We start from the raw sequence: 16,977 nt of genomic DNA, 5'->3' as shown, positions 1-16,977 counted from the left end.
TGCAAAACCATGACTCGATGAAACACCTGCTCACATGCATTTACTTGAGAAACACGCGAAGGGGGCGAGCGAAAAAAAATAATCCCGCCCGGCAGATGCGGGGCGGGACAGGTTGGCGAATGCGGCCGGGCGCCGAAGCCCGAAGCGTCCGAAGGCGACGGTCGGCCTGCGGCGGCGAAGGCGCCGCCCAGGGGCGTGCGCCCCTAGGCCACCACTTTCTCGTAGGCGGTACGCTCTCGGGTGGGCTCCTTGGGGTCGGCGAGCATCACCACGCCGCACTGGCTGTAGCCCAGCGACGGCAGCAGGGTGCGCATGCGGATGTTGCCGGCATGGGTGTCAACCCGCACGCTGCGGTAGCCGGCGTCCAGCGCAAGCTTCTCCGCATGGCTGAACAGCAGCCTGGCAAGCCCGCGACGGGCGCCTTGGGACGAAACGGCCACGCGATGGACCGTAGCGTAGGAAGGATCTGCGGAAGTGCTGTCGGTCTGCCAGGCCCCGTCGATGACGTCGTAGATGGGCTCGCCATCCAAGGTTATGCAGGCCGTGGCCATAACAACGCCCTCGTCTTCGGGCACGGCGACCCAGCAGTTGCCGCCGGCTATGTCGCGCAGCACCACGTCCTTGGACGGGTATCCCTGCTGCCATTGGTCGATGCCAAGCTCGCCCAAGGCCGCCCGACCGTCGCCCAGCACTTCCATCACGCGCTCCAGGTCGGAAAGCTCGGCCCTCCTCACCTCGACAGCTGCCATAGCACCTTCCCTTCTTCCCTAGCGCCCGCCTGCCGCAAGCATGCGGGCAACGAACTGCCCCGTGTAGCTCGCATCCACCCGGGCGACCTCCTCCGGAGTGCCCTGGGCAACGATGCGCCCGCCCCGCTCTCCGCCGCCCGGACCCAGGTCCACGATCCAGTCGGCGCTTTTCACCACGTCCAAGTTGTGCTCGATCACCAGCACCGTGTTGCCGGCGTCCACCAAACGCTGGAGCACCTCCAGCAGCTGCCGTACGTCCTCGAAGTGCAGGCCCGTAGTGGGCTCGTCGAGGATGTAGAACGTCTTGCCCGTTTGGCGCTTCTGCAGCTCGCTGGCCAGCTTCACCCGCTGGGCCTCGCCGCCCGAAAGCGTGGTGGCCGGCTGCCCCAGCCGGATGTAGCCCAAGCCCACGTCGTGAAGCGTCTGCAGCTTGCGCTTGATGCCGGGGATGTTCTCGAAGAACGACAGCGCGTCGTCCACGGTCATGTCCAGCACGTCGGAGATGTTCTTGCCGCGGTAGGTCACCTGCAGCGTCTCGCGATTATAGCGTTTCCCGCCGCACACTTCGCAGGGAACGTAGATATCGGGCAGGAAGTGCATCTCAATCTTGATCTGACCGTCGCCCTTGCAGGCCTCGCAGCGGCCCCCGCCGACGTTGAAGCTGAAGCGACCCGGCCCGAAGCCGCGAGCCTTCGATTCCTGGGTGCTGGCAAATAGCTGCCGGATGTCGTCCCACAACCCTATATAGGTAGCGGGATTGCTGCGCGGCGTGCGGCCGATAGGGCTCTGGTCGATGTTGATGACCTTGTCGATCTTGTCGACGCCCACGAGCTTGCGGTAGGCGCCGGTGCGGCGATGGGCGTGGTTGACACGATTGGCCAGGGCCGGCGCCAGCGTGTCGGTGACAAGAGAGCTCTTGCCGCTGCCCGAGACGCCAGTGACCACGGTCATGGTTCCGAAGGGCACCGACAACGTGACGTTTTGCAGGTTGTTCTCCGAGGCCCCGATCAGCTGCAGCTCGCCGCGACCGGGGCTGCGGCGGCTCTCGGGCACCGGGATGGTGCGGCGGCCGGACAGGTAGTCGGCCGTGAGCGACCCTTTGGCCTTCACGATCTGGGCAGGTGTTCCCGCCGCCACCACCTGGCCGCCGTGCTCGCCGGCACCCGGCCCCATGTCCACCACGAAGTCGGCCGCCCGGATGGTGTCCTCGTCGTGCTCCACCACCACTACGGTGTTGCCCAGGTCGCGTAAATGCTCCAACGTGGCGATGAGCCGCTCGTTGTCGCGCTGGTGAAGCCCGATGGAAGGCTCGTCCAATATGTAGAGCACCCCCATGAGCCCGGCGCCGATCTGGGTGGCCAGGCGGATACGCTGGGCCTCGCCGCCCGACAGCGTGGCCGTGGCTCGCTCGAGGGTAAGGTAGTCCAAGCCCACGTCAACCAGGAACTTCAACCGGGCGACGATCTCCTTCACGATGGGGCCGGCTATGGCCTCGTCGGCGCCGGTGAAGCTCAAGCCTTGGAAGAAGGCCAGGCTGTCGGCGGCGGAGAGCTGGGTCACCTCGTAGATGGACTTGTCGCTGACCGTGACCGCCAGGATCTCGGGCTTCAGCCTCCTGCCCTGGCACGTGGCGCAGGGGATGGTGGCGAAGTAGCTGGCCAGCTTCTCCCGGGCAGTGTCCGACTGGGCCTCGGCGTACTTGCGCCGCACCGCTTCGAGCACCCCCTCCCACTCGATGAACCAGTAGGTCTCCCGGCCGTCCACCGTCACGTAGTCCACCCGCACCTTCTGGTTTCCCAGACCGTGCATGATGGCGCGCTGCACCTTGGGCGGCATATCCTCCCAAGGCACGTCGTCGCCGCTGCCCATATGACGGGCCACGGCCCGCAGCACCTGAGGATAGTAGTTGCCGCTCTTGAACGGCGCGATGGCCCCTTGGGCCAACGTAAGCGACGGGTCGGGCACCAGAAGGGAGGGATCCACCTCCTCGCGCGAGCCGATGCCCAAGCAGTCGGGGCAGGCGCCGTAGGGGGCGTTGAAGCTGAAGTCGCGGGGCTGCAGCTCGTCGATGGAGTGGCCGTGCTCGGGGCACGCCAGCGCCAGCGAGAACAGGTGCTCCCCCTCCCCCAGGCCGCCCGTGGCCCCGCTGGAGGTTCCCCCCGCCTCGCCGAGCGGGTTGCCCGCCTCGTCGAGCACCTGCACCAGCACGCGCCCCTCGGCCAGGCCCGTGGCCAGCTCCACCGCCTGGGCTACGCGGCTGCGCGCCGATTCCTTCAAGGTGACGCGGTCCACCACCACGTCGATGAAGTGCTTGATCTTCTTGTTCAGGACCATGGGCTCGCCGGTGAGCCTGACGATCTCGCCGTCGATGCGCACCCGGGAGAAGCCCTCCTTCTGCAGGTCGGCGATGAGCTTGGTGAACTCGCCCTTGCGACCGGTCACCACAGGAGCCATGAGGATCGCCTTGGCGTCCGGTGCGAGCGCCAGAATGTCGTCGGTCACCTGGTCGGTGGTCTGCGATTTGATGACGCGTCCGCATTCGGGGCAATGGGGTATGCCCACGCGGGCGAACAACAGGCGCAGGTAGTCGTAGATCTCGGTGGTGGTGCCCACGGTGGAGCGGGGGTTGCGCGACGTGGTCTTCTGATCGATGGACACCGCCGGCGACAGGCCGTCGATGCTGTCCAGGTCGGGCTTGGACATCTGCCCCAGGAACATGCGGGCGTAACTGGAGAGGCTCTCGACGTAGCGGCGCTGCCCCTCGGCGTACATGGTGTCGAAGGCAAGCGAGCTCTTGCCGCTGCCGGACAGGCCCGTGATCACCACCAGCTTGTCCCGGGGAATGGTGAGGTCGATGTTCTTGAGGTTGTGCTCCCGCGCACCTTTGATGACGATGGCGTTCTGTGACATGAAGCTCCGCTCCCTATCTCACAAGCGGCACAGGCTTGCAGCGTCTTGACGCAAGCCTGCGGCTCGATTCCTTTGCAGATGCGAAGTATAGCAACTCCCGACCCGTTTGCCGGTTCGTCAAAAAACGAACATGTGTTTTATCAGAGAATAGACAGATATTTCCGCCACCGCGCACCGCGGGGGCAGCGCCCTCGTCGACCCGCGGTACCCTGGGCTATAATGAACGCTCGCGGGAGCTTCCCAAAACCGCGAAGAGCATCGCAAGCCGCCCCCTCCCGAACGCGGAAACCCCTTTACCGAAAACCGGAGAGACCATGACACCCAATTGGCTGAGGAACGCCCGCACCATCGTCCTAGGACTCGGCTTCGCGTTGAGCTACGTCTGGTCCTTCACCATCGACAGCACGGCGCGGATGGCAGGAAACCCGGCCCTGGCGGACGCCGGCGTTCTGTCCCGGGTCATCAGCCTCGCGGTGGCCGTCTGCTTCGCACTGCTCTACAAGCAGCTGCGCAAACCGGCCGGCTTCTCCGTCGCATCGGTTTTCGTCGTCCTCTGCGGCTTCGCCTACACGCTTTTCGCCTTCGACCCCGCAGGCTGGGGACTGGGGGAGACGGGGGCGTGGCTCGGCGCGGGCCTGAGGTCGGTCACCAAGACGGGGATCGTAATCCTGTGGGCGGTCTACTTCGGAAAGCTGCCCTTGCTCCAAGCGGTGCTCGCCATTTCCTTCTCCTTCGCGGCCACCTCCGTCCTCGACGTCGCCGTCGCGTCGACCCCCGACCAAGCGCACTTCGGCATAGCGTTGCTCCTTCCCCTGGCAAGCATCGTCCTCCTCCACGTCTCCGACGAGCGTCTGGTCGGGCCGCAGGGGCTCTTCTCCTTCGCGCAGCCGGCAAGCACCCCTCTCAAGCAGGGGCTCTCCCGCGCCAGCGCCCCCAGCCCCCAGGCTGCCGCCCGCGCCGCGCTCTTCCCCTGGCAGTCGTTCGCGCTCGTCGCCGCCTACGCCTTCGCGTTCGGTGCCACCCGGGCCGGGTCGACCCTTTGGCTCAACGTCATCTCGTTCGGGATCGCGGGCGTCATCGTTCTTGCGGCGACGGTTGCGGCAAGCTCGCGCATGTCCGTCCACTCCATCATCGGCGTATCGCTTCCCGTCACGCTTCTCGGGCTCGTCCTGGCCGCCTTCGTCGGAGCGCCGTCCTCCGTGCTCGCCCAGGTTTGCGTCAATACCGGCACCGCGCTCGTCATCATACTCGCCCTCATCGTGACCAGCGACCGCTCCTATCGCTTCGGCCTCTCGCCTGTTTTCCTGTTCAGCCTGTTCAGCGCTGCGATGTGCGTCTGCACGCTGCTGGGGATGCTCCTTGTCGACCACCTTTTGGGCGCCCCTGGGGACCCGATGGCCCGCATCGCCTTCTACGGCACGGTGTTCGCGCTGATGGTCCTGGCCACCGCTTTGTGGCTGAGGCATCCCGCCACCGACGACGTGCGGCCCTTGTCCGCAGCCCACAACGGGCGAGGCGAAGACCCGCACGGCGAGGACGAGGAACCCCTCCGCGGAGCTCGGTTGGACCGTGACATCGCCTCCTACCGGACCCTCGTCGCCGCGCGATGCGCCCAGATCTCCGAAGAGGGACGACTTTCCGCCCGGGAGCAGGAAGTGCTGCTGTGCATGGCCCGCGGCATGAGCATCCCGCGCATCGAGGAGGAGCTCGTCATCTCCACCAACACCGTGAAGACCCACGTGAACCATATCTACCGCAAGCTGGGCATCCACTCCCGCGACGAACTGAGGGTGCTGCTGAACGTCGAGTAGCGCAAACGGCTCCGACGCAGCGAAAGTTCAAACCTCCCAGGCGATGCCGAACCCCACTATCACCCCTACTAGGCGATAGGGCAATCCGTCACCCTACCCCATACTGTCCCCTGCCTGGCGCCGGAATCGCACGGCGCAGCGGGCTTCCGAAGAACGTCGGGCATCAGGCCTCGGCGAGAAAACGAGAGACAAGGGGACGAATCTTATGAGAAACGAACTGTCACGGCGTAACTTCCTCAAAGGCATGGGAGCGGGGACCATCGGCGCGGCTGCGCTCATGGGTCTTGCGAGCTGCTCCGGCTCGCCCACCGAAGCCGAAGCGTCCGCAACCAAGGCGGGCCCCTACGCGGCCGGCTCCTACACGAGCATCCAGGAGACGCCCTTCGCCACCGTCGAGGTCGCCTGCACCTTCGACGACGCCTCGATCGCCAGCGTCGGCTACACCGTTACGGCCACCACCGAAGGCGACTACTTCCCGGTGTACGAAGGGGCCCTGCAGCAGTTCTGCGCATCCGCGGCCGACACCGGCAATCCGTCGGAGGTCGACGGCGTGACCGGCGCATCGCTTTGCACCGCCGCCCTGCGCAAGGGCATAAGCGACTGCATCGCCCAAGCCCTGTCGCTACCTGCCGGCGACGAGCCCCTGAACCCCCAGAACGGGGACTACCGCTCGTTCGACGGCACCTGCGACAAGGTGTTCTCGCCGATCAAGCTGGGCAGCATGGAGCTTCCCAACCGCGTGATCAAGAGCGCGGGCAGCAACCCATGGAAGGACAGCAGCGGCAGCAACCTGGCCGTCTGCACCGAGCTCTACGGCGCGATGGCGAACAACGGCGTATCGCTGATACTGCTCCCCGGCGGCGCCCTGGGAAGCGCGTACATGCTTCCCGGCAGCCTGGAAACCGACGACGTGGAAGCCGCGCTGGCCACCATCGCCCCCATGGTCGACGCGGTTCACGCCGGAGGGGCGAAGCTGGGCTTCCAGATATTCTTCGGCGGCGGAAACCCCGTGGTTCCCGATTCGGTCATCAACGACACCACCGTCGAGGAGTTCGACGCCTTCATTGAGGAGGTCGGCGAGTCGGCCAGGCGCGCCAAGACCGCAGGCTTCGATTGCGTCGAGGTCAAGGGCGCCAGCGCCGACGCCCTGAACGGCTTCCTCTCCCGCCGCGTGAACAAGCGCGAGGACGAGTACGGCCCGCAGTCCATCGAGAACCGCACCCGCCTGTTCGTCCGCATGATCCAGAAGATCAAGGAGGTCAACGGCGACGACTTCCCCGTGGGCGCGCTCATCAACGGCGTTGAGGAGAATGACGTTTCCCTGGGTAACAACGAGCTGTTCCTCACCATCGAGGAAAGCAAGGCCATCTCGCGCGCCCTGGTGGACGCTGGCGCCGACTGGATCCAGGTGCGCGTAGGCGTCAACGGCCAGGAGATGAACATCTGGGCGCCCGACGTCCAGCATGCCGTGCGCAACGCCGACGGCCTGACCGGCTACGGCACGCGATTCGACTACAGCAGCCACTTCGAGGGGCTCGTGGACGGCAGCCGCTCCGGGTTCGCGTCGTTTCTCCCCATGGTCAAGGCCATCAAGGAAGCCGTCGACGTCCCCGTCGGCTGCGCCGCCTACACCGATCTGCGCGTCGGACCCGACTTCCTGGACAACGCCATCGCCAACGGTGAGCTCGACCTGGTGTTCATGAACCGCCCGCTCAACTGCGACCCCGAGCTGGTGGCCAAGATGGCGGACCATCGTCGCGAGGACGTGATCCCCTGCGCGAAGTGCATGCACTGCCATGACAACATAGGCTCGAACCGCATGTACCCCTCCTCGTGCCGCATGAACGCCGCCTCGTACGCGTCCCTTACCGACACCATGCCCGAAGGACGCGTCCCCACGCCGGCCGCGTCCAAGCGCTCCATCATGGTGGTGGGCGCCGGCCCTGCCGGACTCGAGGCCGCCCGCGTAGCCGCTGAGCGAGGCCACAGCGTCGACCTCTACGAGGCCGGACAGCGCCTTGGCGGCCTCACCCGCTTCGCACGAGGCGTGAAGGGCGACCACGAGCACTTCGACGACATGCTGGCCTACTACGCCCGCCAGATGGAATCCCTGGGCGTCAACGTCCACCTCGGCACCGCGGTGGACGTCGCGACCGTCAAGGAGGCCAAGCCCGACGCCGTGGTGGTGGCCGTGGGCGGCAGCCGCGTCAGCCAGTTCTCCGGAGACAACGTGCTCGATCCCGAAGGGGCCTTCGGCACGGAGCACATGGGCAACAGGGTCGTCATCCTCGGCGCAGCGGTGCAAGCGGTGGACTTCGCCGCCTACCTGGTCACCCAAGGCAAGAAGGTCACCATGGTAAACCCGGGCCCCGAGAAGCTCATCGACAAGGGGCAGAGCGGCTGGTTCCGCACCTACATCATGGGATACCTCTACGGCAACGGCGTGAAGGTGTGGAACGACGCGACCGTGGCCAGCGTCGCCGCCGACAGCGTCACCATCATCACGAACACGGGCGACGAGAAGGTCCTGCCCTGCGACACGGTTGTCGAGTTCCACGACATGGTTCCCAACATCGACCTGGCCGACGAGCTTTCCGCAGCCGGCTTCGAGGTGTACGCCGTAGGCGACTGCGCCGAGCCCCACAACATCCAGAAGGCCATCTCCACGGCCAACCTCTGCGCCCGCGCCCTATAGCCGCCCTCTCGGCAACGCCAGCGCAAGCCCCTGAAACCCCCGCGGCTTTCAGGGGCTTTTCTGCGTCCCGTGGGATAGGGCGGCCCAAGGGGCGGACGCCCCTAGATAAACGGCGCGAAGGACAACACGATGGCTGCGATGCCCAGAAGCATTTTCGCCCTGCGCTTCATCGGCTGCTCCTTTCCTCGCATCCGCACCAACGTCCGACCGTGCAGCCCGGCGCCGCGCAATCCAGCACGGCTGGGCGGCTACCGGCCCTCATATCGCAGTATGGATGCCCAAGTCCGGGCCGAAAAGCCGAAAGGAGAACTGTCGCCCTGCCGAGGAAAGGCCGCCACGAAGCTGTTGACGACGCTGGCGAACCCCAAGGCGGTTCAGGCCCGCGGGCAGGCTTGGGAGTGCACCGCCTTCAGGCGCTCGGCCTCCACGTGGGTATAGATTTGCGTGGTGGAAAGCGACGCGTGGCCCAGCATCTCCTGGACGCTGCGCAGATCCGCTCCCCCGCCCAGCACGTCGGTGGCGAAGGTGTGGCGCATGGCGTGGGGCGAGAGGCTCTCGTCGAGGCCCGCCTCGCGCACGGTGCGCTTGAACATCTTGCGTATGGCGTCGGTGGTGTAGCGCCCGCCTCGGTTCGACACGAAGAAGTAAGCCACAGGACCCTGGACCAGCAGCTCGTCGCGGGCCTGGTCGCGGTAGCGTTCCATAGCGGCGAGCGCCATGGGGTGAAGCGGAACGATACGCTCCTTCGAACCCTTGCCGAACACCTTGACCGATCCGCGGCGGAAATCGACGTTGGCCAGCAGCAGCCCGGAGGCTTCGGACACGCGCACGCCGCAGGCGTAGAGGAACTCCAGCAGCGCCTGGTCGCGGATGTCGCGCGCGTCCTGCTTCCTCGGGCGCCCCAGCCTATCGCGCGGCCCGTGGACCGACAGCAGCGCCGCCATGTCCGACGGCCCTATGACCGCCGGCAGCGACCGATCCTTCTTGGGCCCCATGAGCGCCCCGGCCGGGTCGTCGGCCACCACGCCCTGCACGATAAGCCACCGGTAGAAGCTGCGCAGGCTGGAGAGGTGCCGGTTGATGGTGGTGCGCTCGTAGCCGGCGGCGCTCAGGTCGGCCAGGTAGCGGCGCAAGGTGCGCACGCCGGCCGCAGTCGGGTCGACGGACTTGCCGTGGCACCACACGGCGAAGGCGGTGAGGTCCGCGTGGTAGGCCCGCACGGTATGCTCGCTCAGCCGCCGCTCCGTGGCGAAGGACTCGCAGAAGCTGTCCACCAGCTCAAGAACCGCCGGATCGGCGGCCACGGGCTGCATCTGATCGGAGGGCGCCCCGTCCATGGCCTTACGCCTCCGCCCCCGGCCCGACGGGCGCCCCGTCGGGCCGGGCCGGCGCCAGCAGGCCGGCCTCATCCAGTTCGGCGATATAGGCCTCAAACGCCTCCGCGCCGCGCCTGGCATAAGCCTCGTAGCGGGCGCCCTTGTTGCGCACGGGGCGCTCCAAGGGCTCGATGATGCCGAAGTTCACGTGCATGGGCTGGTAGTCGGCCGTGGCCGGATCGGTGGCGTAGGCGAGCAGGCTGCCGAAGGCGGTCTGGGGGCCGGGCAGGGGAAGTGCGCGCCCCGACAGCTCGGCGGCCACGGAGATCGCCGCATGCAGCCCCGAGCGGATGGCCTCGCAGTACCCCTCGGTGCCCGCCAGCTGCCCCGCCACGAACACCGGCGCGCCATCGGCGGCAGCGCGCAGGCGAAGCGACGCGTCGAGCAGCCGGGGGGCGTCGATGAAGGTGTTGCGGTGCATGACGCCGTAACGGGCGAACTCGGCATGCTCGAACCCGGGAATGAGCGAGAACACGCGCCGCTGCTCCGGAAAGGTGAGGTTGGTCTGGAAGCCCACCAGGTTGAAGCTCTGGCCCGCGCGGTCCTCGGCCCGCAGCTGCACCACGGCCCACGGACGGCGCCCGGTGACCGGGTCGGTCAGGCCGACCGGCTTCATGGGGCCGAAGCGCGCGGCGTCGCGCCCGGCGCGGGCGATCTCCTCGATGGGCTGGCACGCCTGGAACAGATCCTTGCGCTCGAAGGAGCGCTTCACGGTGCACTGGGCGCCCAGAAGCTCGTCGACGAACCGCTCGTACTCCTCCTTCGTGAAGGGGGCGTTCAGGTAGTCCCCCCGCGCCAGCTCGCCCTCGCCGGCCTCCTCGTAGCGGCTCTGACGGAACACCCGCGTGTAATCGAGGGAGTCGGCCATCACGATGGGGGCGGCCGCGTCGTAGAAGGCCAGGGACTCGGCGCCGGTCGCCTCCGCCAGCGACGCGGCCAGGGCATCGGAGGTAAGCGGCCCGCTCGCCAGCACCAGCGCGTCGGTTTCGCGCGCCTCGGCAGACAGGTCGCGCGCCTCGCGCCGCTGCACCTCGATAAGGGGGCAGTCCTTAACCGCGCGCGTCGCCAGAGCCGAGAACTCTTCCCGCTCCACGGCCAGGGCGCCGCCGGCGGGTACCCGCGTTTGCCGCGCGAAGTCCATAAGGCGGGAGCCCAAGACGTCGAGCTCGGCTTTCATCATCCCGGCCGCGCTCGAGGGTTTCTCGCTCTTGAGGGAGTTCGAGCAAACCAGCTCCGCGAACCCGCCGCCGCGATGCACCTCGGTCGACACCACGGGGCGCATCTCCACCAGCAGCACCGCGGCGCCGCGGGCAGCAAGCTGCAAGGCGCATTCGGTGCCGGCAAGCCCGGCGCCCACCACCGTCACGCGCCGTCCCTCAAGCAATCGCCCCATAGGCACAGCCCCTCCTCGTATTCGCGGTGCAAGCAAGCCCCGCATCCGTCCGTACTGCGCCCAATTCTAAAGCAAGAGCGCCAGCCGCCCAAAGAGCCATCGAAATACCTAGCAAGAACCAGCAAACAGTTATTACCTAGCGCCTGCTAGGCCAAGTCGAACAGCGCACCGTAGAGCTCATTGCCCTGGAGCCACCCGCGCTCAGTGGGCCGAAACGCGTCCGCATCCTCCTCGACCAAGCCAATCCCGACTAAACGAGCAAGCACTTGCTTTGTATCGGGAAGCACCGACGAAGCTTCGTCCACCAGCTCCCTAGGAACGCCGGCGGACATCCTCATGCCCAGCATCAGGTCTTCGGCGTACATCTGGCGCCGGTCCAGATCGTCGGTTACCTGGCCGTCGGTCACGCGCATGCGGCGCTGGTCGTTCTGGGTCATGGTGGCAGCCGAGCGCCCGATGCCCAGGTAAGGCTTGCCGGTCCAATAGGCCTTGTTATGGCGGCATTCGAACCCTTCGAGCGCGTAGCTGGCTACTTCGTAGCGGTGGAACCCGGCCCGTTCCAGCAGCTCCTTTGCGGCCACCATGGCCTCGGCCTGCTCGTCCTCGTCCGGCTCGGGGAAGCGCCCGCGCATCATGTCGCGGTACAGGGACGTGCCCTCCTCCACTGCAAGCGGGTACACGCTCACGTGCTTCGCGCCGGCGTCCACCAGGCGCTGCAGCGTGTCCGCAAGCGAGGCTACGCTCTGCCCCGGGATACCGCACATAACGTCGACGCTCACGTTGTCGAAGCGGGTTCCGGCCGCTGCAATCGCTGCGAGCGCCGCCTGCGCATCGTGGGGCCTTCCCAAAATCCCCAGCACCTCGTCGTCGAGGCTCTGCACCCCCAAGGAGAGGCGGTTGACGCCCAGCGCCCAGATGTCCGCCGCCATGCGCGCGTCGAAGCTCTCGGGGTTCGCCTCCATGGTGCATTCCACGTCCGGCTCCAGGCGCATCGACAGCGACAGCGTGTACAGCAGCATCGACAGGCGGGAAAGCCCCACATGGCTGGGAGTGCCGCCGCCCAGGTAGACCGTCTCCACCGCACCCAGCTCCCCCTCCTTCGAGGCGCGACGGACCTGCAGGCACAGATCCTCCACGTAGCGCTCGATCGCAGGGCTGTCCGAAGGTGCCGCCTCGGTGGCGAAATCGCAGTAGCGGCACCGCCTCACGCAGAACGGAAGGTGCACGTACAGCGCCTTGTACGGGTCGTGCGGCATTGAATCCCCCTTTCGGCAACACCTCGAATATCAACAACTGAGCTGGGATTACATCTTAAAACTAGGTATTACTTGATTTTAGATGCCATTGACAATTATTCTAGTTACTACTAGTTATATGACCCAGCTCGCCTAGCACCCGCTCGAAATCCTCCAAGCTCTCGCACTCGTTGATCTGCCGGCGGGCAGCCGCCGCCCCCGGAAGTCCCGCCACGTACCACATGGCGTGCTTGCGCATGCGGACGATGTTGCGCCCTTCCCGCTGGGACAGCAGACGTGCATGGCGCTGCGCCATGGCCAGCCGCTGGGCGGCCGTCGGCGGCTCGGGCTGCGACGCGCCCGCCAAAGCCGCCTTCGCCTGTGCGAAGACCCAAGGGTTGCCCTCCGCAGCGCGAGCGATCATGACCCCGTCGCAGCCGGTGCGCTCCCTCATGGCAACGGCGTCCTGGCCGCTGCGCACGTCCCCGTTGCCGCACACGGGGACCGACACCGCCGCCTTCACGCGCTCGATGCACCCCCAGTCGGCGAATCCATGGTACATCTGCAGCGAGAAGCGCCCGTGCACCGTCACGCCGTCGACTCCGGCTTGCTCCATGCGCCGGGCGAACTCGGGGGCTGTCTCCTTATCGGGACCCCATCCGCGCCGGAACTTCGCCGTCACCGGATGGCTCACGGCCCCCTTCACGGCGCTCACGATGGCAGTCGCCAGCTCCGGGTCCTTCATAAGGGCGCTTCCGTCGCCTTTGCTCACGATCTTGCGGGCGGGACACCCCATGTTGATGTCCAGATAGGCCAGGCTCTCCCCCATCTGCTCTTCGATCCAGGCCGCCTGGGAGGCCATCACGGCTGGCTCGTGGCCGAACAGCTGCACGGCCACCTTGTCCTCCCCCGGCGCCAAATCCAGCAGATGGCGCGTCTTATCGTTGGCGAAGGAGAGCCCTTTGGCCGACACCATCTCGGTGAAGCACATGTCGGCCCCCTGCTCGCGGCACAGCGTTCGCATGGCGACGTCGGTCACGCCGGCCATGGGGGCCAGCAGCACGTTGTAGCCGAGGAAGGGCATGGAGCTACTCGTCCACCTTCAGGATGGCCATGAACGCCTCCTGGGGCACTTCCACGTTGCCGATGCTCTTCATGCGTTTCTTGCCCGCCTTCTGCTTCTCCAGAAGCTTGCGCTTACGGGTGATGTCGCCGCCGTAGCACTTCGCCAGCACGTCCTTGCGCTTGGCCTTCACGGTCTGGCGCGCCAGCACCCGCCCGCCGATGGCCGCCTGGATGGGCACCTCGAACATCTGGCGCGGGATGATCTCCTTCAGCTTGTCGCACAGCACGCGCCCCCGGTCGTAGGCCTTGTCGCGGTGCACGATGAACGACAGCGCGTCTATGGGTTTGCCCGACAGCAGGATGTCCAGCTTCACCAGCTTCGATTCCTTGTAGCCGTCGAACTCGTAGTCCAAGGAGGCATAGCCTTTGGTGGAGGACTTCAGCTTGTCGAAGTAGTCCATGATCAGCTCGGAGAGCGGAATCTCCCAGATCATCTCCACCGTGGTGGGCGACAGGTAGCTCATGTTCACGAATGACCCGCGCCTGGCCACGGTCAGGTCCATCACCGCCCCCACGTAGTCGGGCGGGATGAGGATCTTCGCCTTCAGGTAGGGCTCCTCCACCCGCTCTATCTCGGAGGCGTCGGGCATCTCCTGGGGGGAGTGCAGGCTCACCATGGCGCCGCCCTGCTTGTACACGTGGTACTCCACGGAAGGCGCCGTGGCCAGAAGGTCGAGCCCGAACTCCCGCTCCAGGCGCTCCTTGATCACCTCCATGTGCAGAAGGCCCAGAAAGCCCACGCGGAAACCGAAGCCCAGCGCATGGGACTTCTCGGGCTCCCAGATAAGCGCCGGGTCGTTCAGCGAAAGCTTCTCCAGTGCCTCCTTCAGCGGCTCGTACTGGTCGCCGTCTATGGGGAAGAGCCCGGTGAACACCATGGGCTTCACCTCGCGGTAACCCGGAAGCGGCTCGTCCACTCCCCCCGCCGCCGCGGTGATGGTGTCGCCCACCTTCACCAGGCTCACGTCCTTCAGGCCGGTGACCAGGTAGCCCACCTCGCCCATAGACAGGCGCGACAGCGGCGTCTCGGCGGGACGGCGGGCGCCCACCTCCTCCACCAGCGCCTCGGTGCCGGTGGCCAGCATGCGGATGCGGTCGCCCTTGCCCATGGAACCGTCCACAATGCGAACGAGGGCCACCACGCCGCGGTAGGCGTCGAAGTAGCTGTCGAAGATGAGCGCGCGCAGAGGGCCGTCGGGGTTGCCTTCGGGCGCGGGGATGTTGTAGACCACCGCCTCCAGCATGTCGCGCACGCCCTCGCCGGTCTTGCCCGAGGCCAGCACCGCGTCGTCGGCGGGAAGGGCAAGGCCGTCCTCGATTTCGGCGCGCACGCGATCGGGGTCGGCCGCCGGCAGGTCGATCTTGTTGATGAGCGGCACGATCTCAAGGTCGGCGTTCATGGCCATCATGGCGTTGGCCACGGTCTGGGCCTCCACGCCCTGGGTGGCGTCCACCACCAGCACCGCGCCCTCGCAGGCGGCAAGGCTTCGGCTCACCTCGTAGGTGAAGTCCACATGCCCCGGCGTGTCGATGAGGTTGAGCTGATACACCTCGCCGTCTTCGGCGGTATACTCCACGCGCACCGCCTGGCTCTTGATGGTAATGCCGCGCTCGCGCTCGATGTCCATGGAGTCCAGCAGCTGCTCCTGCATGTCTCGCTTGGCAACGGTCCCCGTAAGCTCCAGCACGCGATCGGACAAGGTGGACTTGCCATGGTCGATGTGCGCGATGATGGAGAAGTTCCTGATATGGCTCGGATCTATTGTCATGCTGTGTTCGTTCATCCTTAAAGGAGCTGTATCCGTGTTTTTTCCGCCGCTTCGGGCAAACTTTTGCTATTCTACCGCATTGTGTATCCAACGGTACGCCCGCGCGGTGCCCGCACCGCCGAATCTGCAGACGAGGCTGCTTCGATTGCGTACCCGTTGGCCGGCCCGAGACCCCGCGGTCTCGGCGCCCGCGACGGAAAATCCTGCCCGCCGCACCGATCGCCTGCCGCAGCCGGTACGCCTGCCCTGCGCGCCCGTATCGTTGGATACATGCCAGCCATACCGACGATACTACGAAAGGCATACCTCATGGCGAACATCAAATCCCAGAAGAAGCGCATCCTCACCAACGAGAAGGCTCGCCTGCGCAACCGCGCGGTCAAGTCCGAGCTGAAGACCGCCGTGCGCCACGTGAAGGACGCCGTGGCCGCCGGCGACGGCACCGCCGCCTACGCCTACGCGCTTGCCGCCTGCCGCCTCATGGACCGCGCCGCCAGCAAGGGCGTCATCCATAAGAACCAGGCCGCCAACCGCAAGAGCGGCATCATGGCCTTGGCCAACACCGTGGTGACCGACGAGATCCGCGCTGCCTACGTCAAGCCCGAGAAGAAGGTCGCTCCCAGCGGCTCCAACAAGAAGGCCGAGGCCAAGGCCGCCCGCAAGGCTGCCCAGGAGGCCGCCAGCAAGGAGAAGGCCGTGCGCCGCGAGGCCCAGCTGAAGGCCGAGAAGAAGGCTGCCGAGCGCAAGGCCAAGGAAGCTGCCGAGGCTGCTGCCGCCGAAGCTGCTGCTGCCGCCGCCGAGGGCGAGGGCGACGCCGAGAGCGAAGCTGCCGCCGAGTAAGCGCATCCCGAACCAGATTGCCAGGAAGGCCCGGTGGAAACCGGGCCTTCCTCATATTCCGAGCCGTTTTGCGCAGCCGCTAGCGGCCGGCCGGGCCGGTGACCGAAATCACCCATTCCAGAAACGCGTCGTCAGCGTCTTTGCCGCTGTTCATGGCCATCTCGGTCTTGCGCGCCCCCAGAAGTCCCCGCTCGAGCTCGACTGCCTTGAACCGGCGGGCGTCGGCGACTATGGACCGGACCTGCCAATCCTGCTTGCCCAGCGCCTGAGCTGTAGCACCCGGCGTGCCCCGGCGAATCATCGACTGCGCGGCCATGAGGTCGCGCAGCCGGTTCGCGCACAGGCCGATGAGCGAATGGGGCGACACGGACTTCATCTGCCCAAGCATAGCCACGCAAGCGGCGGTGTTGCGTGCCGAGAACGCGTTCACGAAGTCCCAGCGGGTGGGCTCCGATACCTGGGAGACGTTGTCGAGCACCTCGCGCACCCCGATGGGCTGCGACCCTTCGTGCAGCAGTGCGAGCTTCGCCACCTCGGCATCTAGTCGCACGGTATCGTCGCCCACCAGCTCCACCAGCTTATGGGCGGCATCCGCGGTCATGGTAGCCCCGTGGGCCGGCGCCATCTCGCGTACCAGGTTCGGCAGATCGCGCGTCTTGGGCACAACGCATTCTATGACGGCCTTGGCCCCCAACGCCGCAACCGCCTTGTACAACCGCGTGCCCTTCGCCAGCTTCTCGCCGGTCAGCAGCAGCACGGTGCTCTCGTTGGGGCTCTTGAGGTAGGCCACCAGCTCCTCGGAGTCGGCCTTCTTGAGCTTGTCCGCCTCGGTAACGCATACCAGGCGGTACGGACTGAGGAACGGCACCGTCCTACAGGCGTTCACGATGGACGCGCCTTCGGCGGAGCCCCCTTCGAACGTATCGGTGTTGAAAGTCATGTCGCCCATCTGGGCAAGGCGCCGCTTGATGCCCGCGGCGATCCGCTCTCGCTTCAGGGCGTCGTCGCCCACCACCAGGTACCCTGGCAGCGGCGTTCCGGGCTTCGTCTGTGCGCTCGCTTGGCTCATGGCCC

At 66.5% G+C, this 16,977-nt stretch carries 11 protein-coding genes; 3 read left to right on the top strand and 8 right to left on the bottom strand.

Features of this window, described 5'->3' with window-relative positions; all coding sequences use genetic code 11:
- Positions 1-203 precede the first annotated feature (203 nt).
- Together NFR41_RS03160 and uvrA are read right to left on the bottom strand one after the other, a co-directional pair.
- A complete protein-coding gene (locus NFR41_RS03160; RefSeq protein WP_251230692.1) occupies positions 204-749 on the bottom strand; it encodes a GNAT family N-acetyltransferase in 546 nt (181 codons plus the stop codon).
- Between the two features lie 18 nt (positions 750-767).
- Positions 768-3,659 (bottom strand): excinuclease ABC subunit UvrA, encoded by a 2,892-nt coding sequence (gene uvrA, locus NFR41_RS03155; RefSeq protein WP_251230691.1) that lies wholly within the window; start codon positions 3,657-3,659, stop codon positions 768-770.
- Between the two features lie 314 nt (positions 3,660-3,973).
- Here uvrA and NFR41_RS03150 point away from each other — a divergent pair, with 314 nt between their 5' ends.
- Positions 3,974-5,470 carry a helix-turn-helix transcriptional regulator gene (locus NFR41_RS03150; RefSeq protein WP_251230690.1) on the top strand — a complete coding sequence of 499 codons (1,497 nt, stop codon included), beginning with the start codon at positions 3,974-3,976 and terminating at the stop codon, positions 5,468-5,470.
- A gap of 205 nt (positions 5,471-5,675) precedes the next feature.
- The gene (locus tag NFR41_RS03145) at positions 5,676-8,165 is read left to right on the top strand and encodes an oxidoreductase (RefSeq protein WP_251230689.1); all 2,490 of its coding nucleotides are present in this window, start codon (positions 5,676-5,678) and stop codon (positions 8,163-8,165) included.
- A gap of 374 nt (positions 8,166-8,539) precedes the next feature.
- On the opposite strand, the gene NFR41_RS03140 is transcribed toward NFR41_RS03145, so the two are convergent.
- The 5 genes from NFR41_RS03140 to lepA form a co-directional block, all read right to left on the bottom strand.
- Positions 8,540-9,502 carry a tyrosine recombinase XerC gene (locus NFR41_RS03140; RefSeq protein WP_251230688.1) on the bottom strand — a complete coding sequence of 321 codons (963 nt, stop codon included), beginning with the start codon at positions 9,500-9,502 and terminating at the stop codon, positions 8,540-8,542.
- A gap of 4 nt (positions 9,503-9,506) precedes the next feature.
- Positions 9,507-10,934 carry a methylenetetrahydrofolate--tRNA-(uracil(54)-C(5))-methyltransferase (FADH(2)-oxidizing) TrmFO gene (gene trmFO / locus NFR41_RS03135; protein WP_251230687.1) on the bottom strand — a complete coding sequence of 476 codons (1,428 nt, stop codon included), beginning with the start codon at positions 10,932-10,934 and terminating at the stop codon, positions 9,507-9,509.
- 146 nt (positions 10,935-11,080) lie between these two features.
- On the bottom strand, positions 11,081-12,190 hold the full coding sequence (gene hemW / locus NFR41_RS03130; protein WP_251230686.1) for a radical SAM family heme chaperone HemW: 1,110 nt from the start codon (positions 12,188-12,190) through the stop codon (positions 11,081-11,083).
- 100 nt (positions 12,191-12,290) lie between these two features.
- On the bottom strand, positions 12,291-13,253 hold the full coding sequence (gene dusB / locus NFR41_RS03125; protein WP_251230685.1) for a tRNA dihydrouridine synthase DusB: 963 nt from the start codon (positions 13,251-13,253) through the stop codon (positions 12,291-12,293).
- 4 nt (positions 13,254-13,257) lie between these two features.
- Complete coding sequence (lepA, locus tag NFR41_RS03120; RefSeq protein ID WP_251230684.1) at positions 13,258-15,063, bottom strand: translation elongation factor 4; 1,806 nt, start codon at positions 15,061-15,063, stop codon at positions 13,258-13,260.
- A gap of 309 nt (positions 15,064-15,372) precedes the next feature.
- On the opposite strand from lepA, the gene rpsT reads away from it, so the two are divergent.
- Positions 15,373-15,903 carry a 30S ribosomal protein S20 gene (gene rpsT / locus NFR41_RS03115; RefSeq protein WP_251230683.1) on the top strand — a complete coding sequence of 177 codons (531 nt, stop codon included), beginning with the start codon at positions 15,373-15,375 and terminating at the stop codon, positions 15,901-15,903.
- Positions 15,904-15,982: 79 nt separating this feature from the next.
- On the opposite strand, the gene holA is transcribed toward rpsT, so the two are convergent.
- A complete protein-coding gene (gene holA / locus NFR41_RS03110) occupies positions 15,983-16,972 on the bottom strand; it encodes a DNA polymerase III subunit delta (protein ID WP_251230682.1) in 990 nt (329 codons plus the stop codon).
- Positions 16,973-16,977: the final 5 nt, after the last annotated feature.

This window comes from Adlercreutzia aquisgranensis (genome assembly GCF_943193145.1).
Lineage (GTDB): Bacteria > Actinomycetota > Coriobacteriia > Coriobacteriales > Eggerthellaceae > Xiamenia > Xiamenia aquisgranensis.
Note: the sequence above shows the minus strand (reverse complement) of the source record. Positions and strands in the feature narration are given on the sequence as shown.